The organism is Stutzerimonas sp. KH-1 (assembly GCF_054483855.1).
Genome location: NZ_CM137011.1, coordinates 2,705,123 through 2,728,298, shown reverse-complemented (window position 1 = coordinate 2,728,298; position 23,176 = coordinate 2,705,123). Strand labels below are relative to the sequence as shown.

At 66.2% G+C, this 23,176-nt stretch carries 21 protein-coding genes; 8 read left to right on the top strand and 13 right to left on the bottom strand.

Annotated features, from left to right (window positions below):
- Positions 1 to 617: 617 nt before the first annotated feature.
- A complete protein-coding gene (locus ACX1DW_RS13175; RefSeq protein WP_200600327.1) occupies positions 618 to 1,490 on the bottom strand; it encodes a helix-turn-helix transcriptional regulator in 873 nt (290 codons plus the stop codon).
- A gap of 315 nt (positions 1,491 to 1,805) precedes the next feature.
- Between ACX1DW_RS13175 and ACX1DW_RS13170 the strand changes: the two genes are divergently transcribed.
- The gene (locus ACX1DW_RS13170) at positions 1,806 to 2,021 is read left to right on the top strand and encodes a hypothetical protein (protein ID WP_014595808.1); all 216 of its coding nucleotides are present in this window, start codon (positions 1,806 to 1,808) and stop codon (positions 2,019 to 2,021) included.
- Positions 2,022 to 2,027: 6 nt separating this feature from the next.
- Here the strand turns inward: ACX1DW_RS13170 and ACX1DW_RS13165 are convergent, their stop codons facing one another.
- Genes ACX1DW_RS13165 through ACX1DW_RS13150 form a run of 4 tightly spaced genes read right to left on the bottom strand, consistent with a single transcriptional unit; the run spans position 2,028 to position 4,629 of the window.
- Positions 2,028 to 3,344, bottom strand: a complete 1,317-nt coding sequence (locus ACX1DW_RS13165; protein WP_133456277.1) for a sensor histidine kinase — start codon at positions 3,342 to 3,344, stop codon at positions 2,028 to 2,030.
- Positions 3,341 to 4,006: a response regulator transcription factor gene (locus ACX1DW_RS13160; protein ID WP_200600325.1), complete on the bottom strand. Its 666-nt coding sequence runs from the start codon at positions 4,004 to 4,006 to the stop codon at positions 3,341 to 3,343. The genes ACX1DW_RS13165 and ACX1DW_RS13160 overlap by 4 nt, the downstream gene beginning before the upstream one ends.
- Positions 4,006 to 4,311 carry a PepSY domain-containing protein gene (locus ACX1DW_RS13155; RefSeq protein WP_058075208.1) on the bottom strand — a complete coding sequence of 102 codons (306 nt, stop codon included), beginning with the start codon at positions 4,309 to 4,311 and terminating at the stop codon, positions 4,006 to 4,008. The genes ACX1DW_RS13160 and ACX1DW_RS13155 overlap by 1 nt, the downstream gene beginning before the upstream one ends.
- Before the next feature lie 9 nt (positions 4,312 to 4,320).
- Positions 4,321 to 4,629: a PepSY domain-containing protein gene (locus ACX1DW_RS13150; protein ID WP_200600323.1), complete on the bottom strand. Its 309-nt coding sequence runs from the start codon at positions 4,627 to 4,629 to the stop codon at positions 4,321 to 4,323.
- Between the two features lie 174 nt (positions 4,630 to 4,803).
- Here ACX1DW_RS13150 and ACX1DW_RS13145 point away from each other — a divergent pair, with 174 nt between their 5' ends.
- Positions 4,804 to 5,163 (top strand): copper-binding protein, encoded by a 360-nt coding sequence (locus ACX1DW_RS13145; RefSeq protein WP_200600321.1) that lies wholly within the window; start codon positions 4,804 to 4,806, stop codon positions 5,161 to 5,163.
- A gap of 1 nt (position 5,164) precedes the next feature.
- Here the strand turns inward: ACX1DW_RS13145 and ACX1DW_RS13140 are convergent, their stop codons facing one another.
- Complete coding sequence (locus ACX1DW_RS13140; RefSeq protein ID WP_200600319.1) at positions 5,165 to 5,944, bottom strand: DUF899 domain-containing protein; 780 nt, start codon at positions 5,942 to 5,944, stop codon at positions 5,165 to 5,167.
- 217 nt (positions 5,945 to 6,161) lie between these two features.
- Here ACX1DW_RS13140 and ACX1DW_RS13135 point away from each other — a divergent pair, with 217 nt between their 5' ends.
- The 3 genes from ACX1DW_RS13135 to ACX1DW_RS13125 all read left to right on the top strand — a co-directional run bounded on the left by ACX1DW_RS13135 (position 6,162) and on the right by ACX1DW_RS13125 (position 8,303).
- A complete protein-coding gene (locus ACX1DW_RS13135; protein WP_063544136.1) occupies positions 6,162 to 6,425 on the top strand; it encodes a PepSY domain-containing protein in 264 nt (87 codons plus the stop codon).
- A 149-nt stretch (positions 6,426 to 6,574) separates the two neighbouring features.
- The gene (locus ACX1DW_RS13130) at positions 6,575 to 7,459 is read left to right on the top strand and encodes an RluA family pseudouridine synthase (protein WP_196112005.1); all 885 of its coding nucleotides are present in this window, start codon (positions 6,575 to 6,577) and stop codon (positions 7,457 to 7,459) included.
- Positions 7,460 to 7,523: 64 nt separating this feature from the next.
- On the top strand, positions 7,524 to 8,303 hold the full coding sequence (locus ACX1DW_RS13125; protein ID WP_458991687.1) for a DNA-formamidopyrimidine glycosylase family protein: 780 nt from the start codon (positions 7,524 to 7,526) through the stop codon (positions 8,301 to 8,303).
- 247 nt (positions 8,304 to 8,550) lie between these two features.
- Here ACX1DW_RS13125 and ACX1DW_RS13120 read toward each other — a convergent pair whose 3' ends face one another.
- From ACX1DW_RS13120 to ACX1DW_RS13100, 5 genes are all read right to left on the bottom strand, one after another.
- On the bottom strand, positions 8,551 to 9,447 hold the full coding sequence (locus ACX1DW_RS13120; protein WP_200600313.1) for a ribose-phosphate pyrophosphokinase: 897 nt from the start codon (positions 9,445 to 9,447) through the stop codon (positions 8,551 to 8,553).
- Positions 9,447 to 11,027 carry a thymidine phosphorylase family protein gene (locus ACX1DW_RS13115; RefSeq protein WP_156244221.1) on the bottom strand — a complete coding sequence of 527 codons (1,581 nt, stop codon included), beginning with the start codon at positions 11,025 to 11,027 and terminating at the stop codon, positions 9,447 to 9,449. Before ACX1DW_RS13115 ends, ACX1DW_RS13120 begins: the two co-directional genes overlap by 1 nt.
- 108 nt (positions 11,028 to 11,135) lie before the next feature.
- Positions 11,136 to 11,906: a 3-hydroxybutyrate dehydrogenase gene (locus tag ACX1DW_RS13110; RefSeq protein WP_458991686.1), complete on the bottom strand. Its 771-nt coding sequence runs from the start codon at positions 11,904 to 11,906 to the stop codon at positions 11,136 to 11,138.
- Between the two features lie 109 nt (positions 11,907 to 12,015).
- Entirely contained in the window at positions 12,016 to 13,407 is a 1,392-nt protein-coding gene (locus tag ACX1DW_RS13105) for a GntP family permease (RefSeq protein WP_208217495.1), read from the bottom strand.
- Positions 13,408 to 13,678: 271 nt separating this feature from the next.
- Positions 13,679 to 15,019 (bottom strand): short-chain fatty acid transporter, encoded by a 1,341-nt coding sequence (locus ACX1DW_RS13100; RefSeq protein ID WP_208217496.1) that lies wholly within the window; start codon positions 15,017 to 15,019, stop codon positions 13,679 to 13,681.
- Positions 15,020 to 15,129: 110 nt separating this feature from the next.
- On the opposite strand from ACX1DW_RS13100, the gene ACX1DW_RS13095 reads away from it, so the two are divergent.
- Complete coding sequence (locus ACX1DW_RS13095) at positions 15,130 to 15,564, top strand: DUF192 domain-containing protein (RefSeq protein ID WP_208217497.1); 435 nt, start codon at positions 15,130 to 15,132, stop codon at positions 15,562 to 15,564.
- Between the two features lie 38 nt (positions 15,565 to 15,602).
- On the opposite strand, the gene ACX1DW_RS13090 is transcribed toward ACX1DW_RS13095, so the two are convergent.
- Positions 15,603 to 17,513, bottom strand: coding sequence for a methyl-accepting chemotaxis protein (locus tag ACX1DW_RS13090; RefSeq protein WP_458991685.1), 1,911 nt, complete (start codon positions 17,511 to 17,513; stop codon positions 15,603 to 15,605).
- A gap of 150 nt (positions 17,514 to 17,663) precedes the next feature.
- The gene (locus tag ACX1DW_RS13085) at positions 17,664 to 18,134 is read right to left on the bottom strand and encodes an Lrp/AsnC family transcriptional regulator (protein WP_014595823.1); all 471 of its coding nucleotides are present in this window, start codon (positions 18,132 to 18,134) and stop codon (positions 17,664 to 17,666) included.
- A 241-nt stretch (positions 18,135 to 18,375) separates the two neighbouring features.
- Here ACX1DW_RS13085 and ACX1DW_RS13080 point away from each other — a divergent pair, with 241 nt between their 5' ends.
- On the top strand, positions 18,376 to 21,846 hold the full coding sequence (locus ACX1DW_RS13080; protein WP_458991684.1) for an indolepyruvate ferredoxin oxidoreductase family protein: 3,471 nt from the start codon (positions 18,376 to 18,378) through the stop codon (positions 21,844 to 21,846).
- Positions 21,847 to 21,967: 121 nt separating this feature from the next.
- Positions 21,968 to 23,062, top strand: a complete 1,095-nt coding sequence (locus ACX1DW_RS13075; RefSeq protein WP_014595825.1) for a Glu/Leu/Phe/Val dehydrogenase dimerization domain-containing protein — start codon at positions 21,968 to 21,970, stop codon at positions 23,060 to 23,062.
- Positions 23,063 to 23,176: the final 114 nt, after the last annotated feature.

Below are 23,176 nucleotides of genomic sequence, written 5' to 3'. Positions count from 1 at the left end.
CAGTCCTCTCGCGGCATCCATGCCGCTCACTCCCCTCCACGCGGATTCCATTCGGCCTTCTGAAAGGGGCGTTTGGTGTTGCCTGAAAGCTTGCGCAAAAGGCACTGGGCGGGGGGCGTTGTAATTGGCCACATCTACACTCTGCTTGGTTGATCCGCGTGGCAATACACAGGGCGTAGGGACCATCAATGGTTCTGCACGCGATAAACGGCACAGACTTTCGCCTCTACTATCTCTCGGAAACTCACAGGCGACTCGGACCCAAGTCCCCCTCAGGAGGCCGAACGTAGTCGCTGTGGAAGGGGTTGAGCGGCATGGATGCCGCGAGAGCTGCGCAGGGCCATGGATGGCCCTTCGCAGCGTGCCCCTGGAATGGCGATGGAGTGAGGGTACCCTTCGCGCAGCGAAGGGCCGGATGCTGGGGTGGCCTTCTTTTTGGTTACTTTTTCTTGGCCAGACAAGAAAAAGTGACGCGCCGTGAGAGGCGCAACCCGGATTCCAGGCCCAGGAAAGCGCGGCGCTCACATACCGAAATCCGTGCCGACGCTCTTCGCGGTCAAGACCGCTCCCACATGGAGGCAGCGGCCCTTCACGATCACGACCACTCCCACAAGCCCTCACGAGTACAACCACCCCTTCAACGCCTGCAGATTCCCCACCTGCAGCTGCTGCGCCGCCGCATTGGCCTGCACCGTATTCGGATCGATGCCGAAGCGTTGCAGCACGTACTGCACCAGGGCGCCGCGCGTCTCGACGGGCAGTTGGCCGTCGGCCATGCCGTAATCCACCTCGATGATCGCCTTCTGTGCCGGGCTCAGGCGCGCATCCGGCTCGATCAGTACGGTCACCGGCGTGATCCACGCCTCATCCTGTTCGCGGGTGTGTTCGCTTTCATCCATCAGGTCTGGCTCGCCGCGGAAGCGGCTGAGTACGAAGTCGCGGTATTCGCGGTTTTTCTCGCAGTAGGCGCGCACGTGCCAGCGCATGCCGGTGAAGACCAGCGTGTGTGGCGCCATCACGCGGATCTCCACCTCCGGATTGGCCAGCGAGACGTATTCGCTCTCCAGGCGCAGCCCCTCGCGGCAGGCCTGCAGGATCGGGCGCAGCACCTCGGGGCGGATGCTGCGGTCCGGTACCTGCAGCACTTCTGTATGTGCATAGGCTAGCGCCAGGCCTTCGATGTGCGGGGCGCGGACACGGTTCTGGTCGAGCAAATGCAGATAGGCGCTGGCGCTGCCGTCGATGAACAGCGGCTGGAAGGTCTTGCTCGGCTTGTAGCCCTTCAGGTGGCGGTCATATGTCAGGTTTTTCGGCGCATGTTCGTTGAGGTAGGTATTGATGTCCTTCGATGCCTGCTGGCGGCTGATGCCGAAGCTCTGCATCAGGTGGCCCGTGGTCAGGCGGCCTTCCCACCAGGCAATGGTCTCGATCAACCGGTAGCGCAGCGCCAGGTCCCAGCGTATCTGACTGATCGATTGCTTCCTTTTCATCGCCGTTGCACCTGTACCGAAGGTTTACATGCCTATGTCGAGCGGGTCGACGTGTCGCGCAACGCTACATATATTCAAGGCGTGTTTCAACTCGATACGGGTGACCGACATGAATCTGCTGATCGCTGCACTGACATGGTCCGGCGTGGCGTTCGTCGCGATGGCATTGCTGGCCTGGCTGGCGTACGCCGACGGCGAACGAAAGGGCTGAGACAGGTTGCAGTTTGTTGAAGGCTGAACGCTTCCCGATGGACGGCTGGAATCTCCGAGCTTGGTACAGGGTCTTTGTGTCAGGCTCACCTGTAGAGATGTTCCATGAAGACTTTGTCCCGTCACCTGGCCGAAACCTTCACTTCGCAATACCGCACCCGTGTCGAACCGAAGGCGGACGGCCGTCTGGAAGTCCATGTCGGCTACCCGATCAACGGCACCCACGCCACGCGCATCGTCGCCGGACACCAGGTTCAGAACACGCTGCTGGTGGAAACCATCCTCGAAGACATGCGCAACGAACTGGCCCGCCCGCAATAGCCCCGCTTAGCGCATCGCGGGCAGTGCGATACGCACGCGCAGCCCGCCCAGCGGACTTTCCTCCAGGCTCCACTCGCCACGCCACGCCGTCAGGATATCGCTGACGATCCCCAGCCCCAGGCCGTGGCCTTCTGCGCGCTCGTCCAGCCGCACGCCGCGGTTGATGACCATCTCCCGTTGTTGGGTTGGAATGCCCGGCCCGTCATCGTCCACCAGCAGCACGAAGCCGTCGCGCGATCGCTCGATGGTCAGCTCGACGCGGCTGTTCGCCCACTTGCAGGCGTTGTCCAGCAGGTTGCCCAGCAGCTCGAGCATGTCCTCGCGATCACGCGGCAGGCGGCAGCCAGCCGGGGCGTGCCAGCGCAGCTCGAGGTCGGAGCGGTGGATCATCGCCAGGGTGTCGAACAGCGCCGGCAGTTCGGCGTCGCAGTCGAAATGGGCACCGGGCAGCACATCGACCGACAGCCGCGCGCGACCCAGCTCGCGGCTGACCCGTTGCTGGATCTGCTCCAGCTGCTCCTGCAGGCTGGCCTGCAGTTCGGGGTGGGCGGCCAGTTCGTCGCGTTGCACCAGGCTGCCGAGCACCGCCAGTGGCGTCTTCAGCGCATGGCCGAGGTTGCCCAGTGCGTGCCGTGAACGTTGCAGGGTCTCCTCGGTGTGGCTGAGCAGATGATTGATCTGCTCCACCAGCGGCTGCAGTTCGACCGGCGCCTGCTGATCCAGTTGCTGGCGCTGGCCCTGTTGCAGCTGGGCGATCTGCTGCCGGGCACGCTCCAGCGGGCGCAGCGCCAGGCCCATGGCGTAGCGCTGCAAGAGCAGCAGGGCGAGCAGCGCGAAGCCGACCAGTCCCAGGCCGCTCAGCCGCACGCGGGCGAAGCTGTCGAGGACTGGCGTGTAGTCCTGCGCCACGCTGATGACGATCGGCTGTCCGTCGCGGCGGTACTCGGCGCGGTAACCCAGCAGTCGCTGTTCCTGCGGGCCGTCGAGCAGTTCGTCCGCCAGGCCCGCGCGTTCCGGCCATTCTGGCGAGGCGTCCCACAGCGAGCGGGAGCGCCAGGTGCGCTCGGGCAGTTCGATCTTGAAATAGTGACCGGAAAACGGCCGCTGATAACGTGGGTTGAGGCGCTGCACATCCAACTGGTCGCCGTTCGGCCCCTTCACCAGAGCAATCAGCAGGCCCTCGGTTTCCTCGCGCAGATCGGTTTCCAGGCTGCGCCGGAGACCTGACTCGAAGAGCCAGAGGCTGGTCTGCACCAGCACCAGCGCCACCAGCAGCAGGGTGGCGATCAGCGCCAGACCGAGGCTGCGCTGGATCGACTTCACGCCGCGCCGCCGAAGCGATAGCCCTGGCCGCGGCGCGTTTCGATCAACTCGCGGCCGAGCTTGCCGCGCAGCCGATTGATGTGCACCTCGATGACGTTGGAGTCGCGTTCGGTTTCGCCGTCGTAGAGGTGTTCGGTGAGCTGGGTCTTCGACAGCAGCTGGCCGGGGTGCAGCATGAAGTAGCGCAGCAGGCGGAACTCGCCAGCGGTCAGTTCGATGTCCTTGCCGTCCTTGCGGCAGCTCTGGCGCGATTCGTCCAGTTCCAGGCCGCCAGCCTGCAGCAGCGGCTGGTTGGCCAGGCCGTGGGCACGGCGCAGCAGCGCCTGGATGCGCAGCAGCAGCTCCTCGGGATGAAAGGGTTTGGTCAGGTAGTCGTCGGCACCGGCCTTGAGGCCGTCGATGCGTTCGGCCCAGGAGCCGCGCGCGGTGAGGATCAGTACCGGGGTGGCGACCCCGGCGGCGCGCCAGGCGCGCAATACCTCGAGCCCCGGTTTGCCGGGCAATCCGAGGTCGAGAATGATCAGGTCGTAGGGCTCGCTGGCGCCCTGGTATTCGGCGTCTCGGCCATCGGCGAGCCAGTCGGTGGCGTAGCCCTGGCGGTTGAGACTGGCGATCAGTTCATCGGCCAGCGGCACGCTGTCTTCGACCAGCAGCAGGCGCATCAGTCTTCCTCATCCTTGATCAGGCGACCGTCGCGAGCATCGAATTCCAGCTCGCGGGCAACGCCCTGGGTGGTGAGCAGTTCGATTTCGTAGACGTAGCGGCCGTCTTCCTCTTCCAGTTCCGCTTCCAGCAGGCTGGCCCCCGGATGGTGCTCAAGGGCGCGCTGGAGCAAGGCTTCCAGCGGCATGATGAGGCCTTCGCGGCGCAGCCGCAGGGCTTCGTCCTGATCCAGGTCGCGGCTCACCGCCGGGGCGGCGGCGAGCAGCAGAACCAGTGGCAGCGTTACAAGAAGAGGGGCACGCATGGGTGGCCTTTAGTCGTCCTGGTGGTCCTTCAGCACTTCGCCGGTCTTGGCGTCGAGCTCGACGTCCCATTGCACACCTTTGTCGTCGCGCAATTCAAGCTGGTAGACGTAGCGGCCGTACTCTTCTTCCAGCTCGGTTTCCTCGACGGTGGCGCCGGGGTGCTTGGCCAGGGCCGCTTCGTTGAGCTTCTCGAACGACTGGATGGTGCCGGCATCGCGCAGCTTCAGTGCTTCGTCCGGGCCGATGTCCTTGGCCAGTGCCAGGTTGGCGCCCAAGGCGAGGGTGGTGGCGGTGAGCAGAGTAGTCAGTGTTTTCATGGTGTTGATTCCTGTGGTTGGTTTCGACGGTTCACAGGTTACGAGCGCTGGCTTAAATGAAACTGAATGTCATCCGCCGGCTGCGAATGCACCGTTCGAGCGAGGGCGGACAGGCGTCTGGCAGCTAAGCTTTGCGGCATCGTTCATCTGCAGCGGTCGTTCAGGGGGATAGCCATGAAAAGTGTTTTCGTCGTGCTGCTGGCCGTGCTTGGCACAGCCGGTGTGGTCGTCATGGCCGAGGATCTGCTGAAGCCTTCCACCACGCCACCCGCGGTGGATGACGTCTCGACCGGCAACAGCCTGGAAGCCGAGGCGAGTTTCGAGGCCACCGGCGAGATTCGTGCCATCGATGTCGAACAGGGCAGCGTGACCATCGCCCATGGTCCGGTGCCGGCACTGAATTGGCCGGCCATGATCATGCCGTTCAAGGTGACTCGGCATCAGCTCGGCGGGCTGGCCGTCGGCGATGCGGTGGAGTTTCGCTTCACCGACGGCGAGATGGATCCGCGGATCGTCTTCATCCGCCGTCGCTAGTTCAGCGGCGCATCTGTTCGTGGCAACAGCCGGCGGCGGGTTGCGAACGGCCGGTGGGCGCAACCCGATCGTCGCTGTCGTAACGGTCGTGCAGGCGGACCCAGTCGGTGAGGTTGTGCTGCGGGCCGGTCTCGTTGCGGCCGTTCGGCGTCATGTCCAGCAGCACGTAGGTGCCGAGCAGCCCTTCCGCGCCGCGACCAAAGGCCGAAAAGGTGTGGAAGATCTCGCCCTGCGGGTCCCGGTAGAAGACGCTGAAGCCCGACAGCTCCTCGCAGACGAAGGGCTGCCACGCGTAGTTGTAGAAGACCTTGCCCTCGACGATGTCCTCGGCATCGAAGGAGACGTGAAAGTCGCGGTTGAACGGGCTGCCGGCCGATGACAGCCAGCGGAACTGCCAGCCCATACGACGGCGAAACGCATCCAGCCGCTCGAATGGCGCGCGGGAGATGGCGGCGAAGCTGACGTCATGATGCAGCAGGTGCAGCAGCGCGCCGCCGATGTGATCGGCCTCGAAGGAGCAGCCGACGCAGCCCTCGCTCCAGTCCGGGCCGAACATGAAGTGCTTGATCACCAGCTGGCTGCGGCCCTCGAACAGCTCGCTCAGGCGAACCGCGCCGCTGGCGTCGTGAAAGCGGTAGTCCTGGGTGATGCGCCGCCAGGGCAATTGCCGGCGCTTCTCGAAGAGTGCGTCGCGTTGGCGGGTGAGCTGCTTCTCCTCGCGTAGATGGGCGCTGTGGGCGGCGAGCCAGTCCTGGTCGGATACGACCTTGTGCGTTGTCATGGCAAAAACCTCGTGCATGGATATCGGGGGTGGGAGGGGGCCCGCGTCGCGCGGCGATGGCCCTGTGAAGGAGTCGTCTGGCGCTCGCTGAAATCGACACAGCGCCGGCGAATGCACACCGCGGCGGTTGAACTTAGCGGTCGCCGCTGGGCTCGTAATTCAGGCAGGGGCCATCCACGTGGCCCGATCCGATTCCGTACGCAGAAGGAAAAACGAGATGTACAACAAGACACTGACTGCCGCGTTCGCTGTCGCCGTCCTGGGTTCCGGTGCGGCTTTCGCTGCCGACAAGCCCGGCGCCGACTGGATCACCCTCGAGCAGGCCGTGGAGAAGGCCAAGGCCGCCGGCTACACCGAACTGCACGGCATCGAAGCCGATGACGACGGTTGGGAAGGCGAGGGCATGAAGCAGGACGGCAAGAAATATGAATTCAAGATCGACGGCCGCACCGGCGAGGTGACCAAGGACAGGGAAGACTGATACGTCTGCCGCGCGGCCGAAACGCCGCGCCGGGTTCATTGCCGCTCCGGCCGTGAACTCTTCCCTCGTCTGCCGCGGCGCTTCCCAGAGGAGGCAGCCGCCGGCAGAGCGGGTATCATCGACGCCCCTGTCGTTGTGCACCCGATCCGATGCCCCCCTCCAATTCCCGTCCCAGCACCCTGCATTTGCCCCAAGGCGACTGGCCTACGGTGCTCGACTGCCTGTGCGAGCGCTTTCCGGCAATCGACCGCGCCACCTGGCTCGATCGCATGGCCCGCGGCCGGGTGCTGGATGCCGACATGCAGCCGATCGACGCGGCCCGGCCGTACCGGGTCGGCATGCGCGTGCATTATTTCCGCGAGGTACCCAACGAGACGCCGGTGCCGTTCGAAGAGCGCATCCTGCACGTCGACGAGCATCTGGTGGTGGCGGACAAGCCGCACTTTCTCTCGGTGATGCCGGCTGGCGAATACGTCAACGAAACCCTGCTGGCGCGGCTTAGCAAACGGCTGGGTAACGCCGATCTGGTGCCGATTCACCGGATCGATCGCCTCACCGCCGGGCTGGTGCTGTTCTCGGCCAACCGCGAGAGCCGCGACGCCTACCAGGCGTTGTTCCGCGAGCGGCGGATCGCCAAGCGCTACGAGGCGATCTGCCCGGCACTGCCCAGGCTCGAGTTTCCCCTGCGCCGGCAGCTGTGCATGGTGCCGGGCGAGCCGTTCTTCCTGATGCGCGAAGGCGACGGCGAGCCGAACAGCGAAACGCTGATCGAGGTGCTCGAGCGCCGCGACCGCCTCTGGCGCTACGCCCTGACGCCGATCACCGGGCGCAAGCACCAGCTGCGTCTGCATATGGCGACCCTCGGCGCCGGCATCTGCAACGATCCCTTCTACCCGCAGCTGCTACCGCGCGAGGAGCGCGACCAGGACGATTACAGCCGCCCGCTCAAGCTCCTGGCGCGCGGCTTGCGCTTCCGCGATCCGCTGAGTGGTGAACCGCGCGAGTTCGAGAGCAGGCTGCAGCTGGCCTGGTAGCGCGCTACGCACCTTCGCCGCACGGGCGAGTCTGATCGAGAAAGGCAGATCAGCTGGTGCATCCATGCCCGAAGGTCCATCCATCGTCATTCTCCGCGAGGAAGTCGCGGCGTTCACCGGTCAGCGCATCGAGCGCGCCGAAGGCAGTGCCAAGGTCGACAAGGCACGGCTGACCGGCCAGGTGGTGCGTGAATTCCGCAGCTGGGGCAAGCATCTGCTGATCGAGCTGGAGGATGTCTCCGTACGCATCCACCTGCTGCTGTTCGGCAGCTACCGCATCAACGAACGCAAGGACGCCACCGCACGGCTGAGCCTGGGGTTTGCCGACGGCGAGCTGAGTTTCTATGCCTGTTCCGTGCAGTTGATCGAAGGGCCGCTGGATGCGACGTACGACTGGAGCATGGACCTGATGAGCGACGCCTGGAGCCCGCGCGTCACGCTCAAACGCCTGCGCGAGCACCCGCGCCTGCTGGCCTGCGATGCGCTGCTGGACCAGACGCTGTTCGCCGGCTCCGGCAACATCATCAAGAACGAGGTGCTCTATCGCATCCGCGTGCACCCGCTGTCGCTGATCGGCGAACTGCCGCCGGCCAAGCTGCGCGAGCTGGTGCGCGAGGCTCGCACCTACAGCTTCCAGTTTCTCGACTGGAAAAGGGCCGGCGTGCTCAAGGCCAACTGGCTGGCGCACGGCAAGAACACCTGCGTGCGCTGCCGGATTGCGCTGGTGAAGGTGAAAGAACTGGGGCGCAGCCGGCGCCGGGCGTTCTTCTGCGAGCGCTGCCAGAAGCGCTACGGCGATTCAGCGCAGGTGGCGCTTGATGAGCCGAGCGTGGGTGAGGGGTAGGGTGGACAACGGCACAGCCTTGTCCACGCGGCTGATCCGTCCCACCGAGTTGGTTCGCCGGGTTTCGGTGGAAAAGCTGCGCGTTTTCCACCCTACGGTGGGCACGGCGATGGGTTCAGACGGTCGGGCCAGGCAGGGCGCTCGTAGGGTGGACAACGGCAGCGCCTTGTCCACGCGATTGATCCGCCGCTGCCGAGGTGGTTCGCCGGGTTTCGGTGGAAAAGCTGCGCGTTTTCCACCCTACCTGTCAGCGCAGCAGCGGCCTGAGCGCCTCGGCCAGCTGCGGCGCCATGCTCACGGCGTTGCTTTCGTGGGCGATGCAGTCGGTGCTCCAGACGTGCCCGACACCGGCGGCGCGGATCACCTGCAGCGCGTCGCCGGCGAACAGCGCGTGGGTCACGGCCACGTCCACCGAGGCGGCGCCAGCGGCCAGCAGTTTCTGCGCGGCCTCGGCAAGGGTGCGCCCGGAGCTGGCGACGTCATCGAGCAGTACCACATGGCGCCCGGCGAACTGCAGGTCCGGCAAGGCGATCTCCACTTGATGGTCGCCATGGCGCAGCTTGTTGCACACGCCATGCTCGAAACCATGCTCGGCGGCGGCCGCCTCGATCCATTGCAGCGCCTCGGCGTCCGGGCCGATCAGCAGCGCATCGGGATGCCGTTCGGCGATCAGTCGCGCCAGCGCCGGGGCCGCGCAAAGGGTGACCGCATCGGCCAGCGGCACCGCCTCCTGCAGGGTGGCGACGCGGTGCAGGTGCGGGTCGACGGTGATCAGTGCGTCGAACTGGCCGGCCAGCAGCTGGCCGATCACCCGCTGGCTGACCACCTCGCCCGGGTTGAAGGCGATGTCCTGGCGCATGTAGGCCAGATAGGGCGTGACCAGGATCAGTCGCTTGGCGCCCAGGCGGCGCGCTTCACCGGCCACCAGCAGCAGCTCGACCAGCTTTTCGTTGGGGTGGTCGAGGCCGCGGTAGAGCACCAACTGTTCGGCTATCGCTTCGCCTTCGGCCAGCGGCAGGCGCAGGCGCAGCTCGTCATCGGGGAAACGGTGGCATTCGATCTGCGCCGCGGGCAGGCCGGAGGCTTCGGCCAGGCGCAGGGCGGCGGCGCGCTCGTCATCGAAATACAGCAGCTGGCTTTGCATCAGAACTCCACGAATACGGTTGGGACCTGCTCGGGGCTGCCGAGGCTGACGCCGCTGGCGCGTTCGGTGGCCTGGCGGGCGAAGGCGAGGTCGGCGGGAAAGTCCGCGTAAACGCGATACAGACAGTCGCCGGCCCGCACCGGTTCGCCGAGCTTGCGCAGGATGTCCACGCCGGCGCCCTGCACCTTGGGTGCGCCGGCCAGCCGGGCAATGCGTGCCAGCTGCAGGTTGTCGATGCCGGTGACCACCGCGTCGCAGTCGGCCAGTACATCGAAGCTGAGCCGTGCCAGCGGCGGATGGTTATGATCGAACGGCTTGCCGCCCTGGGCGGCGATGATCGAGCGCATCTTCTTCAGCGCCCGCCCGGAGTCGAGGATGTCACGCGCGATGGCATAACCGTCGCCGCCGCGCACATCGGGATCGAACTCGAGCATGCGCCCGGCCAGGCGCAGGGCCTTCTGACGCAGGTCGATCGGCGCCGCCGGGTCGTTCTGCAGCACCTGCATCACGTCGCGCGCCTCCAGTACCGGGCCGATGCCATTGCCGATCGGTTGGCGACCATCGGTGATGACCACGTCCAGGGTCAGGCCCAGGCGCGTGGCCACGAACTCGAACAGCTTGCGCAGGCGCTGCGCCTCGGCCATCGAACGCACTTTGGCCGTCGGGCCGATGGGGATGTCCAGCAGCAGGTGGGTGGAGCCGGCGGCGATCTTCTTCGACAGGATGGAGGCGACCATCTGCCCCGGCGAGTCGATCGACAGCGGCCGCTCGACGGCGATCAGCACGTCATCGGCCGGGGAGAGGTCGCTGCTGCCGCCCCAGGCCAGGCAGCCGCGTTCCTCGCGGACCATTTCGCAGAGGCGCTCGAACGGCAGTTCGACGTTGGCCAGCACCTCCATGGTGTCGGCGGTGCCGGCCGGCGAGGTGATGGCCCGCGAGCTGGTCTTCGGGCAGAGCATCCCGTGCGCGGCGACGATGGGCACCACCAGCATCGAGGTGCGGTTGCCGGGGATGCCGCCGATGCAGTGCTTGTCCACCACCGGGTGCTCGCGCCAGTCGAGCCGGCGGCCGACGCGGATCATCGCGTCGGTGAGAAAGAAGACCTCCTCGCGATCCAGCTCGCCCTGGTTGCAGGCGACCACGAAGGCGGTCAGCTCGATCTTCGAGTAACGGTGCTCGGCGATGTCGCGCATGATCGCCAGGAAGTCATCGCGGCTCAGGCGTTCGCCGGCGATCTTGCGGTGCAGTGCCGGGATCGATGCGGCCGGCTCGGCCTGGGCGATCGCCGCCGGTACACCGGCTTCGGCGCCGAGCTGGGCGAAGGCATCCTCGGACAGGCCCAGCTCGTCGCAGCCGACGATGCTCGGGTCGTCCACCAGGTTGAGGCTGGCGAGGATGCGCCGGCCGTTGACGCGTATCTCCACCTTGGCCAGCGCCTGGAAGCCTTCGGCGCGGCAGGCGGCGCAGTCACGGTGCAGATAGGCGACGTTCTCGCGGTAGGTATCGATGGCGACCCGGCGCAGCGCCAGGTGCACCGGGGCTTTGCCGTTGAGCGGCGTGTCGCTGGAAATGCTGGTCATGCGGGCGGTTTCGCTGGGAGGATAGTTGCTATCTAGCCCCAGCACTGGGCGCTTGCCAAGCGGCCGCGCAAGTTTTGCTCGTGCGCTTTGCCGCAGGTCAATCCACGGTTAGCGTGCGGCCCAGCCGCCATCCATGTTCCATGCCGCGCCGCGCACCTGATCGCCGGCCTCGCTGCAGAGAAACAGCGCCATGGCGCCCAGCTGCGCCGGTGTGACGAAGTCCAGCGACGGTTGCTTCTCGGCCAGCAAGTCGTGGCGGGCGCGCTGCTCGTCGCCACTCTCTCGGGCGCGCTCGTCGATTTGCTGTTGCACCAGCGGGGTCAGCACCCAGCCGGGGCAGATGGCATTGCAGGTGATCGGCGTGGTGGCGGTTTCCAGCGCGACGACCTTGGTCAGCCCGACCAGGCCGTGCTTGGCGGCGACGTAGGCGGCCTTCTGCTCGGAGCCGACCAGCCCGTGCACCGAGGCGACGTTGATGATCCGTCCCCAGTTGCGCTCGCGCATGCCGGGCAGGGCCAGGCGTGTGGTGTGGAATGCCGAGGACAGGTTGATGGCGATGATGGCGTCCCAGCGCTCCACCGGGAACTGCTCCACCGGCGCGACATGCTGGATGCCGGCGTTGTTGACCAGAATGTCGACGCCGCCGAAGTCGCGCTCGGCATAAGCGAACAGCTCGGCGATCTGTGCCGGATCGGACACGTCCGCCCCGTTGTGCCCGACCTTGCGGCCGTGTCTGCCGACTTCGGCCAGCGCTGCCGAGGCATCGCCGAAGCCGTTGAGGATCAGATCGGCGCCGGCCTCGGCCAGCTTCAGCGCAATGCCCAGCCCGATGCCGCTGGTGGAGCCGGTGACCAGTGCGGTCTTGCCTGTGAGGTTCATGGTTTCTCCCGCTTGGTGGCGACCGCACGGGGCGGCGCCTCGTTTTTCTTGTTGTCGGAAGGCAATCGCAGATGTCGTGATGCTCGCCGAAATCGGCGAAGCGCCGCGATCAGACGATGCCGGTAGCGTAGTACACGCCGATCACGAAGAAGGCCGCGGCGGTGGCGATCAGGGTGATGGCGAAGATGTCCTTGTAGGATTCGCGGTGGGTCAGTCCGGTGACTGCCAGCAAGGTGATCACCGCGCCGTTGTGCGGCAGGGTGTCGAGCCCGCCGGAGGCCATCGAGGCAACCCGGTGCAGCACTTCCAGCGGTATCTGTGCGGCGTTGGCCGCGGCGACGAAATTGTCGGCCATCGCCGCCAGGGCAATGCTCATGCCGCCGGAGGCCGAGCCGGTGATGCCGGCCAGCAGGTTGACGGTGATGGCTTCGTTGATCAGCGGATTGGGAATCGCCGACAGCGCATCGGCCACCACGATGAAGCCCGGCAGCGAGGCGATCACCGCGCCGAAGCCGAATTCCGACGCGGTGTTCATCGCCGCCAGCAGCGAACCACCGACCGCCGTGCGGCTACCCTCGGCGAGCTTGCCGCGCAGGGTGCCGAAGCTGGTCGCCAGTACCAGGGCGATGCCTAGCAGCAGCGCGGCCTCCACCGCCCAGATCGCGGTGAGCTTGCCGACCTCGGTGACCAGCGGTGCGCTCATGCCGGGCAGCTGCAGCGTGTGGCTGGTGCCATAGAACCCGGGAATCCAACGGGTGAACAGGAGGTTGGCGACCAGCACCAGCAGCAGCGGCGACAGCGCCAGCCAGGGGTTGGGCAGGGCGATGTCGGCGGGCGTCTCCGGCTCGTTGCGCAGGTTGGTGCCATAGCCTTCGCCGGCGGCAATGGCCTTGCCGAGCTGCCACTTGAGATAGAGCATGCCCAGGCCGAACACGAAGACCGTGCCGATCAGGCCCAGCCAGGGTGCGGCCCAGGTGTTGGTATTGAAGAAGGTGGTGGGGATGATGTTCTGGATCTGCGGCGTGCCGGGAATGGCCGTCATGGTGAAGGTGAACGCGCCGAGGGCGATGGTCGCCGGGATCAGCCGCTTGGGCATGTTGCTCTGGCGGAACATCTCGGCAGCGAACGGGTACACCGCGAACACCACGACGAACAGCGACACGCCGCCGTAGGTCAGCAGCGCGCAGACCAGCACGATCACCAGCATCGCCTGGCTGGTACCGAGCAGGCGGATCGCCGCGGCGACGATGGAGCGCGAGAAGCCGGACATCTCGATCAGCTTGCCGAACACCGCACCGAGCAGGAACACCGGGAAGTACAGCTTGATGAAGCCGACCATCTTCTCCATGAAGATGCCGGTGAAGGCCGGCGCCACGGCGGACGGGTCGGTGAGCAGCACCGCGCCCATGGCGGCGATGGGAGCGAACAGGATGACACTGTAGCCGCGGTAGGCGGCGAGCATCAGCAGGGCCAATGCAGCAAGGGCGATGACGACGCTCATCGGGGACGATCTCCTGGCCCCGCGCGGCACGACCGAACGCTGCCGAGGGCATTCGGGGACTCGCTGCTGCACGGCAGGCGCATTGTTTTTCTTGTTTCGGCTGCGGACAGGCCGCATGGTGATTTAGCGAGTTCCGTGCCAGATACGCAACTCGCTGATTTGCATGGTGTTTATCTTGAGTGTCCAGATAGTTGGACGGCGCTTGTGTCTTGCATCCTGGACAGCGCGGTCCAGCATTCCGGACAGCGTCGCCGTCCGGAATGCTCTGGCCTCAGGTCAGGAAATAGAGCCCGCCGGCGATCACCACACCGGAGAACACCAGGCAGAGCAGGCAGTAGCCCATGATGTCGCGGGCACCGAGCCCGGCGATGCCCAGCAGCGGCAGGGCCCAGAACGGCTGGATCATGTTGGTCCAGGCATCGCCCCAGGCGATCGCCATGGCCGTGACTTCCGGCGCCACGCCCAGTGCCGCGCCGGCCGGCAGCATGATCGGCCCCTGCACCGCCCATTGGCCGCCGCCGGAGGGCACGAAGACGTTGACCAGCCCGGCGCTGAGAAAGGCCAGCACCGGGAAGCTCTCGGTAGTCGACCAGGTGACGAAGGTGTCGGTGACCTGGCGGCCGAGCGATACGCCGGCCGCGTTCGCGCCGACCATCATGCCCATGATCCCGGCGTAGAAGGGGAACTGCACAACGATGCCGGCGATGCCGCGGATGCTTTCCTCGATGGCGCGCATGTAGCGCTCCGGCGTGCCATGCATCAGCAGGCCGGCGAAGAGAAAGATCGAGATCACGATGTTCAGGCTCAGCGCCAGGCCGTTCTCGCTGAAGTGCCGGTAGAAGAACAGCACCGCCAGCGCGACCATGATCAGGCCGAGGATGCGGCTGTCGTCCAGGCGCTGGGTAGCGGTTTCCCGCGGGATGTCGCTCGGCTGGGGCTCTTCCAGCAGCGCCGGATCGACCACTTTCGGCGTCTTCGGCTGCATGGCCCAGTTCAGCAGCGGCAGGCCCACCACCAGCACGGCGATGATGATCAGGTTGTAGGAAGCGAACAGCGTCTGGCCGACGCCGATGGCTTCGGTCAGCGCGCCGCCGGTCATCTTCTCCAGATCGGCCCCGCCGCTGGCCAGCGACAGCGGGATCGAGCCGGAAAAGCCGCCGTGCCAGATCAGGAATCCTGAGTAGGCCGAGGCCACCAGCAGCGGGTAGTCGACGCCGCGCACCTGGCGTGCCAGCGCGCGGGCGAACACGGCGCCGATCACCAGGCCGAAGCCCCAGTTGATCCAGGAACCCGCCAGCGCCACCAGAGTCACCAGCACGATGGCCTGGCCCGGGGACTGCGGGATGCGGGCCATGCGGTCGAGCAGCCGATTGATTGCCGGCGCCCGTGCCAGGGCATGGCCGGTGACCAGGATCAGCGACATCTGCATGGTGAAGGCCAGCAGGTTCCAGAAGCCGTTGCCCCAGTGCTGCGCCATGGCCGGCAGGCCCTGACCGGTGCTGAGCATGGCGGCGATCAGCACGATCAGCGTGAGCAGGATGGCGAAGACGAAGGGCGAGGGAAGGAAGCGTTGCACCAGGTAGACGCTGGCGGCGGTTATTCTGTTGAGCACGATGGGGTTCTCCCTTGTTGTCGTTATGTCGCCGCGCAGGTGCGGCGCTTCGCTTATGAGTGCGGTCGGGGCTGGCTGTTCCGCCGTACCCGGTCTCAGGAGATTGCTTTATGCGTATTGCGTTGCTGCTATCGCTGATGGCCGTCGCGACCACCGCCCAGCCCGCCGAGCCGTTGCGGCTGCAGCTTGGCGGGCATCAAGTGCAGGCCGAATATGCGGATACCTTCCTGCAGCGTCAGCGTGGCCTGATGGGGCGCACCGAACTCGCTGCGGACAGCGGCATGCTGTTTCGCTTCGACGAGGTGCGGCGGCACTGTCTATGGATGAAGGACACGCCGTTGCCGTTGTCGGCGGCGTTTCTCGATGAGGACGGGGCGGTCGTCGATGTGATCGATCTGGAACCGCTGAGCACGGACGTGCGCTGCTCCGAGAAGCCGGCACTCTATGCCCTGGAAATGCATCAGGGCTGGTTCGACGCGCAGGGTATTCGCGTGGGGGATCGGGTGACAGGGTTGCCCGAAGCCTGGCCGCCTGCTGACGGCTGACCCCGGGTCAGTCGTGACCCGGGGTCAGCCTCTGGTCTTCAGTATCGGAATTGTCCGACCAGTGTTTGCAGGCCCGCCGCCAGATGAGCGAGCTGGCTGCTGGCCTGGGCGGTTTGGCCGGCGGACTCGGTCACGCGGTCAGCCACCTGATTGATGTTCACCACGTTCTGGCTGATTTCGTCGGCCACCACACTCTGCTGTTCCGCGGCGCTGGCGATCTGGGTGTTCATGTCATTGATGCTGGTGACCGCCCCGGTGATGCCGGTCAGCGATACACCGGCCTGCTGGGCCTGGCGCACGCTGGTCTCGACCTGAGCGCGGCCCTGCAGCATCACCGCGGAGGAGTCGCGCGCACCGGCCTGCAGCCGTTCGATCACCTGCTGGATTTCCACCGTCGACTGCTGGGTGCGCGAGGCGAGCGTGCGAACCTCATCCGCCACCACGGCGAAGCCGCGGCCCTGTTCGCCGGCTCGGGCCGCCTCGATGGCGGCGTTCAGCGCTAGCAGGTTGGTCTGCTCGGCGACGCCGCGGATCACGTCCAGCACGGCGCTGATGCTCTGGCTGTCGGCCTCCAGGCGCTGGATGGCGGCAGCGGTACGCTCGACCTCGGCCGAGACGTTCTCGATCGAGCTGACCGTCTGTTGCACCACCTGCTGGCCCTGCTGGGCCTGCTCATCGGCCGCCTGGGCCGATTCGGCCGCTAGTGCGGCGTTACGCGCGACGTCCTGCACGGTGGCGGTCATCTCGTTCATTGCCGTGGCCACCAGCTCGATCTCGTGGCGCTGCTGCGCGACGTCGCGGTTGAATTCTTCGGTGATCGCCGACATTTCCTCGGCCGCGGCGGCCACTTGCGTCGTCGAGCCGGCCACCTCGCTGACCAGCCGGCGCACCTTCTCGGCGAACTGATTGAAGGCTCCGGCCAGTTCGGCAACCTCGTTGCGTCCGCGCTGTTCCAAGCGGCGGGTCAGGTCGCCTTCGCCGGCGGCGATGTCACGCATCGCATCGACCGCGACCCGGATCGGCCTGACAATGCCGCGCGCCACCAGGGCCGCGACCAGCAGGCCGATGGCCAGCGCGATGCCGGCGACGACCAGTGCGGTGTTGCGCATCGAGGCCAGTGCATCGGCGTAACGCGTGCGGTCCATCGCCACTTCCAGCACGCCCAGCGGCTTGCCGGAGAAGTCCTCGACTGCCGATACCAGGACCGCCACCGGCTGGCCGTCGGCCTCGGCCTGGAAGATCACGTCGTCGCCGGCGAGCGCCTGGGCGCGCCGCTCATCACTGACCAGGGCGCTGCCAAATGTGGTGGCGAAGGGCTTGAAGCTGCCGCTGGCCTCGCGCAGCACCAGGCCGACGTCGACGTGGTAACGCGCCTTGAAGGCGTCGAAGAACGCCTGGCCAAAGGACAGGCCGAACTCCACCGAGCCGACCGGTCGGCCCTGATGGCTGATCGGCACGAGGCCGCGAATGCCCAGGCCTGCGACGCCGGATTCGACGCCACGCACCGGCACCTGCCGGGTGTTGGTATCGACGATGGTCTGGCGGATCGCGGAAAGATCGTCACCGAACTGCGCCGGCTTGTGCACGCGCAGGAAGGACGTTGCCGGTGCCTTGTGGAACTGGAACTGGGTCAGGCCATAGTCGTTCGCCAGCTTCGCATAGCCCGGTACGAACAGCGCCGAAAGCCGTTCACGGTCATCGTCCGCCATCGCCTGCTGCACCTCGGGAATGCTCGCCACCAGGGCGGCGAGGCGCTCGGCGGTGAGGCTTTCCGCGGCGATCGTGGTGCTGACGTTGTCGAAGATGCCACGCAGTTCGCGGCGCTCGGCGTCGGCCAGCAGGCTCTCGAAGCGGCTGAAGAACAGGGCGGTAAGAATCGTCACGGTGACGATCAGCAGCAGCACGATACTGATCGCGATGCGCTGTCCGATGCGGATATTGGCGAGCATGCTCTGGAACTCCCGGCAGTAGGAATGGCTGCCGATGGGCAATGGATGGTGGGGGCGTCGACGAGAATGCCTGGTGCGATAGGCACCGCCCGTAATATCGACCGGCGGGGCCTGGTTCTTAAATCTTTCCTGCAAGCGGGAGCGGGGCGCTCAATCCAGCGGCAACTCCGTGGTTCGCTTCACTTCGCTCATGGCGATATGCGAGTGCGCCTCCTGCACGTGGGGGCGCTGCAGGAGCTGGTCACGCAGGAAGCGTTCGTAACTGTCGATATCGCGCGCCACCACCTTGAGCAGGTAATCCGACTCACCGGCCATGGTGTGGCACTCCAGCACCTCGGGATAACCCACCACCGCCCGCTCGAACTCGTCGAGGTTGCTGCGGCCGTGGGCCGAGAGCTTGATGTTGACGAACACCGTCATGTTCAGACCGAGCTTCTTCGGGTTGAGCAGGGCGACCTTGCGCTCGATCAGCCCCTCCTCCTGCATGCGATGGATGCGTCGCCAGCAGGGCGATTGCGACAGCTCGACCTTCTCGGCGATTTCCGCAGCGGACAGATCGGCGTTGTGCTGCAGCAGCAGGAGGATCTTGCGATCGATGCTGCTCAGAGGTGTGGACTGCATGGTCGTTCCTGTTTTGTTGTTGTTTGCGAATGGGTCATGCACAGAACCGCTGTTCTACCGCAAAAGTAGAAAGAAAATCTCTCCGCGTCACGGCCAGACTGTTAATCGACACGCGACGGTGGGGTGATCCCCTGCCGATTGCCGGCGTGGAGAGACAACCGTGCGGTTTCTCCATGACTGCGTCAGGCGGGTAGCGAACAACGCCACCCTGACTCCGATAACAACAAATTAGGAGCGCCCCATGTCTCTGGCCGAGATCCGTCTGGACGACAAGTACCGGCTTGCTACCGGTCATCTGTACCTCACCGGCACCCAGGCGCTGACCCGCTTGCCGATGCTGCAGCATCAGCGTGATCAGGCCCGTGGTTTGAACACCGGTGGCTTCATCTCCGGCTATCGCGGCTCGCCACTGGGCGGGCTGGACAAGAGCCTCTGGGAAGCCCGCGACTACCTCAAGCAACACGCCATCCACTTCCAGCCGGGCGTCAACGAAGAGTTGGCCGCCACCGCGGTGTGGGGCAGCCAGCAGACCAACCTGTTCCCCGGCGCCCGGTACGACGGCGTGTTCGCCATGTGGTACGGCAAGGGGCCGGGCGTCGACCGTGCCGGCGACGTGTTCAAGCATGCGAATGCGGCGGGTGTGTCGCCCAAGGGTGGCGTGCTGCTGCTGGCGGGTGACGACCACGGCTGCAAATCCTCGACGCTGCCGCACCAGAGCGAGCATGCCTTCATTGCCGCCTCGATTCCGGTGCTGAACCCGGCCAACGTTCAGGAAATCCTCGACTACGGCATCATTGGCTGGGAGCTGTCGCGCTACTCCGGCTGCTGGGTGGCCCTGAAGACCATTGCCGAGAACGTCGACTCCTCCGCCGTGGTGGAAGTCGATCCGCTGCGCGTGCAGACGCGTATCCCGGAAGATTTCGAGCTGCCCGAAGATGGCGTGCACATCCGCTGGCCGGACCCGCCCCTGGCTCAGGAAAAGCGCCTCAACCTGTACAAGATCTACGCCGCACGCGCCTTCGCCCGGGCCAACAACCTGAACCGGGTGATGCTCGATTCGCCGAATCCGCGGCTTGGCATCATCACCACCGGCAAGTCCTATCTCGACGTGCGTCAGGCGCTGGACGACCTGGGCCTGGACGAAGCGCTGTGCGCCTCGGTCGGCCTGCGCGTGCTCAAGGTCGGCATGAGCTGGCCGCTGGAACCGGTCTCGGTGCACGAGTTCGCCCAGGGGCTGGACGAGATTCTGGTGGTCGAGGAGAAGCGCAGCATCATCGAGGACCAGCTCACCGGACAGCTCTACAACTGGCCCGTCAGCAAGCGTCCGCGGGTGGTCGGCGAGTTCGACGAGCAGGGCAACTCGCTGCTGCCGAACCTCTCCGAGCTGACCCCGGCGATGATCGCCCGGGTGATCGCCAAGCGCCTCGCGCCGATCTACACCAGCGACAGCATCCAGGCACGCCTGGCCTTCCTGGCCGCCAAGGAGAAGGCCCTGGCCGCGCGCAGCTACAGCACCGTGCGCACGCCGCACTACTGCTCCGGCTGCCCGCACAACACCTCCACCAAGGTGCCCGAGGGCAGCCGCGCCTCGGCCGGTATCGGCTGTCACTACATGGTGCAGTGGATGGACCGGCGCACCGAGACCTTTACCCAGATGGGCGGCGAGGGCGTCAACTGGATCGGCCAGGCGCCGTTCACCGACACCCCGCACATGTTCCAGAACCTCGGCGACGGCACCTACTTCCACTCCGGCAGCCTCGCGGTGCGTGCGGCAGTGGCAGCCGGCGTCAACATCACCTTCAAGATTCTCTACAACGATGCCGTGGCCATGACCGGCGGCCAGCCCATCGACGGCGAGCTGCGCGTCGACCAGCTCAGCCGGCAGATCTTCCACGAGGGCGTCAAGCGCATTGCCCTGGTCAGCGACGAGCCGGACAAGTACCCGACCCGCGATACCTTCGCGCCGATCACCAGCTTCCACCATCGCCGCGAACTGGATGCGGTGCAGCGTGAGCTGCGTGAATTCAAGGGCGTTTCGGTGATCATCTACGACCAGACCTGTGCCACCGAGAAGCGTCGTCGGCGCAAGCGCGGCAAGCTGGAAGACCCGGCCAAGCGCGTGTTCATCAATCCCGCCGTGTGCGAGGGTTGCGGCGACTGCGGCGAGAAGTCCAACTGCCTGTCGGTGCTGCCGAAGGAAACCGAGCTGGGCCGCAAGCGCGAGATCGACCAGAACGCCTGCAACAAGGACTACTCCTGCGTCGAGGGTTTCTGCCCGAGCTTCGTTACCGTGCATGGCGGCGGGTTGCGCAAGCCCGAAGCGGTGGCTGGCGGTATCGAGGCGGCGACCTTGCCCGAGCCGCAGCATCCGTCGCTGGAGCGGCCATGGAACGTGCTGATCCCCGGCGTTGGCGGCAGCGGCGTGACCACCCTCGGCGCGCTGCTCGGCATGGCCGCGCACCTGGAAGGCAAGGGCTGCACCGTGCTCGACCAGGCCGGCCTGGCGCAGAAATTCGGCCCGGTGACCACCCATGTGCGCATCGCCGCGAAGCAGAGCGACATCTATGCGGTGCGCATCGCCGCCGGTGAAGCCGACCTGCTGCTGGGCTGCGACCTGATCGTCGCGGCGGGCGATGAATCGCTGACCCGCCTCAACGAGCAGATCAGTAATGCCGTGGTGAACAGCCACGAGTCCGCCACCGCCGAGTTCACTCGCAACCCGGACGCCCAGGTGCCCGGCGCGGCCATGCGCCAGGCGATCAGCGACGCCGTCGGCGCCGACAAGACCCACTTCGTCGATGCCACCCGCCTGGCCACGCGGCTCTTGGGCGACAGCATCGCCACCAACCTGTTCCTGCTCGGCTTCGCCTATCAGCAGGGGCTGCTGCCGATCAGCGCCGAGGCCATCGAGAAGGCCATCGAACTCAATGGCGTTGCCGCCAAGCTGAATCTACAGGCCTTCCGCTGGGGCCGTCGTGCGGTGCTGGAACGCGAAGCGGTGGAAGGGCTGGCGCGCCCAGTCGAGGTCGCCGAGCCACTCTGCAAAACCCTGGAAGAGATCGTCGAGTGGCGCGTGGATTTCCTTACCCGCTACCAGAACGCCGGGCTGGCGCGCCGCTATCGCCAGCTGGTCGAGCGCGTGCGCGATGCCGATACGGCGGACGATCTGGCGCTGTCCAAGGCCGTCGCCCGCTACTACTTCAAGCTCCTGGCCTACAAGGACGAGTACGAGGTGGCGCGGCTCTACAGCGAGCCTGAATTCCGCCAGCAGCTCGAGGCGCAGTTCGAGGGCGACTACAAGCTGCAGTTCCACCTCGCCCCGGCCTGGCTGGCCAAGCGTGACCCCGTCACCGGCGAGCCGCGCAAGCGCGAGCTGGGGCCGTGGATGCTCAATGTGTTCGGCGTGCTGGCCAAGTTCCGCTTCCTGCGTGGCACGCCCCTGGACCCGTTCGGCTATGGCCACGACCGCCGCGTCGAACGCCAGTTGATCAGCGAGTACGAGAAGACCGTGGACGAGCTGCTGGCCCAGCTCAAACCGACCAACTACCGCACCGCCGTGGCCATCGCCGCGCTGCCGGAACAGATCCGCGGCTACGGCCCGGTGAAGGAGCGTTCCATCGCCAAGGCCCGCCAGCAGGAGAAATTGCTCCGCGAGCAGCTGGCCAAAGGCGACGAGGTGCAGAGCGTACGGCTGTTCCAGCCGGCGGCGTAGCTCGCAGTGCGCCAGCGGGGTGAAATCGGTCGCCCCGCATGAGCACACCGCCGCAGGCGATACCCGCTAACGAGGCCCTGTCCGTGACAGGCCACCAGACAAACAAGAACGAGGTAACCAAATGTCCGTCTTCGCTCATCCTGACTTCGACCGCCACGAGCAGGTGGTCTTCTGCCATGACCAGGCGTCGGGTCTGAAAGCCATCATCGCCATCCACGACACGCGCCTCGGGCCGGCGCTGGGTGGCTGCCGGATGTTCCCCTATGCCAGTGACGACGAGGCCCTGCGCGATGTGCTGCGGCTGTCGCGTGGGATGACGCTGAAATCCTCGCTGGCCGGGCTCAAGCTCGGCGGCGGCAAGGCGGTGATCATCGGCGACCCGCATACCGGCAAGAGCCAGGCGCTGCTGCATGCCATGGGCGACTTCGTCGACAGCCTCGGCGGGCGCTACATCACGGCCGCCGACTCCGGCACCGGCGATGCCGAAATGCAGGCCTTCGCCCAGCGCACCCGCCATGTGGTCGGCGCCACGCCGCGCACCCTGCTCGACGGCAGCGTCGCCAGCGGCGACCCGTCGCCGTCTACCGCCTACGGCGTCTTCGTCGGCCTCAAGGAAGCGGTGCGCCAGCGCCTCGGTCGCGACGAGCTGACCGGGCTGAAGGTGGCGATCCAGGGTGTCGGCCATGTCGGCCTGGGGCTGGCGCGGCACCTGAAAGCGGCGGGCGCCGAACTGTGGGTGGCGGACATCTTCGATGCCAACGTCAAGCAGGCAATGGACGAGCTGGGAGCCAACGTGGTGCGCCCGCAGGACATCTACGGTCTCGATGTTGACGTCTTCGCGCCCTGCGCCATGGGCGGCATCCTCAACGAGCAGACCCTGGAAGTGCTGCGTGCCCCGGTGATCGCCGGTGCGGCCAACAACCAGCTGGCCAGCGCCGAGATCGGCGTCGAACTGCAGCGGCGCAACCAGCTCTACGCGCCGGACTACGCAATCAACGCCGGCGGCATCATCGACGTCTACTACCAGCGCAACGGCGGCAGCGCCGCACAGATCGATGCCCATGTGAACGCCATCGCCGGCACGCTGCGCGAGATTTTCGAGCGGGCCGCCGCCAGCGGCGAATGCACCTCGGTGATCGCTGACCGCCTGGCGCTCGAGCGTTTGCAGGCCGGCGGCGCGCCTCAGGTCGCGACGCTGCAGCGGCAGGCTTCATGACGGCACATGGCCGGTCGCCCGAGCGCGCCGGCCTTCGCTGAGCGGGGCGGCGGGCTCTGATCGCCAGCGCCGTGCCCGCTCCGTTCGTTCGCACCATCCCTGACAAAAACAACA

Excerpts from the sequence above, each read along its gene's own strand:
- ACX1DW_RS13170 (WP_014595808.1), top strand. The coding sequence starts at position 1,806 with ATGAAGACTTTGTCCCGTCACCTGGCCGAAACCTTCACTTCGCAATAC.
- ACX1DW_RS13155 (WP_058075208.1), bottom strand. The coding sequence starts at position 4,311 with ATGCGTGCCCCTCTTCTTGTAACGCTGCCACTGGTTCTGCTGCTCGCC.
- ACX1DW_RS13160 (WP_200600325.1), bottom strand. The coding sequence starts at position 4,006 with ATGCGCCTGCTGCTGGTCGAAGACAGCGTGCCGCTGGCCGATGAACTG.
- ACX1DW_RS13135 (WP_063544136.1), top strand. The coding sequence starts at position 6,162 with ATGTACAACAAGACACTGACTGCCGCGTTCGCTGTCGCCGTCCTGGGT.
- ACX1DW_RS13085 (WP_014595823.1), bottom strand. The coding sequence starts at position 18,134 with ATGCAGTCCACACCTCTGAGCAGCATCGATCGCAAGATCCTCCTGCTG.
- ACX1DW_RS13110 (WP_458991686.1), bottom strand. The coding sequence starts at position 11,906 with ATGAACCTCACAGGCAAGACCGCACTGGTCACCGGCTCCACCAGCGGC.
- ACX1DW_RS13140 (WP_200600319.1), bottom strand. The coding sequence starts at position 5,944 with ATGACAACGCACAAGGTCGTATCCGACCAGGACTGGCTCGCCGCCCAC.
- ACX1DW_RS13090 (WP_458991685.1), bottom strand. The coding sequence starts at position 17,513 with ATGCTCGCCAATATCCGCATCGGACAGCGCATCGCGATCAGTATCGTG.
- ACX1DW_RS13175 (WP_200600327.1), bottom strand. The coding sequence starts at position 1,490 with ATGAAAAGGAAGCAATCGATCAGTCAGATACGCTGGGACCTGGCGCTG.
- ACX1DW_RS13150 (WP_200600323.1), bottom strand. The coding sequence starts at position 4,629 with ATGAAAACACTGACTACTCTGCTCACCGCCACCACCCTCGCCTTGGGC.
- ACX1DW_RS13120 (WP_200600313.1), bottom strand. The coding sequence starts at position 9,447 with ATGCAAAGCCAGCTGCTGTATTTCGATGACGAGCGCGCCGCCGCCCTG.
- ACX1DW_RS13115 (WP_156244221.1), bottom strand. The coding sequence starts at position 11,027 with ATGACCAGCATTTCCAGCGACACGCCGCTCAACGGCAAAGCCCCGGTG.
- ACX1DW_RS13075 (WP_014595825.1), top strand. The coding sequence starts at position 21,968 with ATGTCCGTCTTCGCTCATCCTGACTTCGACCGCCACGAGCAGGTGGTC.
- ACX1DW_RS13095 (WP_208217497.1), top strand. The coding sequence starts at position 15,130 with ATGCGTATTGCGTTGCTGCTATCGCTGATGGCCGTCGCGACCACCGCC.
- ACX1DW_RS13080 (WP_458991684.1), top strand. The coding sequence starts at position 18,376 with ATGTCTCTGGCCGAGATCCGTCTGGACGACAAGTACCGGCTTGCTACC.
- ACX1DW_RS13130 (WP_196112005.1), top strand. The coding sequence starts at position 6,575 with ATGCCCCCCTCCAATTCCCGTCCCAGCACCCTGCATTTGCCCCAAGGC.
- ACX1DW_RS13145 (WP_200600321.1), top strand. The coding sequence starts at position 4,804 with ATGAAAAGTGTTTTCGTCGTGCTGCTGGCCGTGCTTGGCACAGCCGGT.
- ACX1DW_RS13105 (WP_208217495.1), bottom strand. The coding sequence starts at position 13,407 with ATGAGCGTCGTCATCGCCCTTGCTGCATTGGCCCTGCTGATGCTCGCC.
- ACX1DW_RS13125 (WP_458991687.1), top strand. The coding sequence starts at position 7,524 with ATGCCCGAAGGTCCATCCATCGTCATTCTCCGCGAGGAAGTCGCGGCG.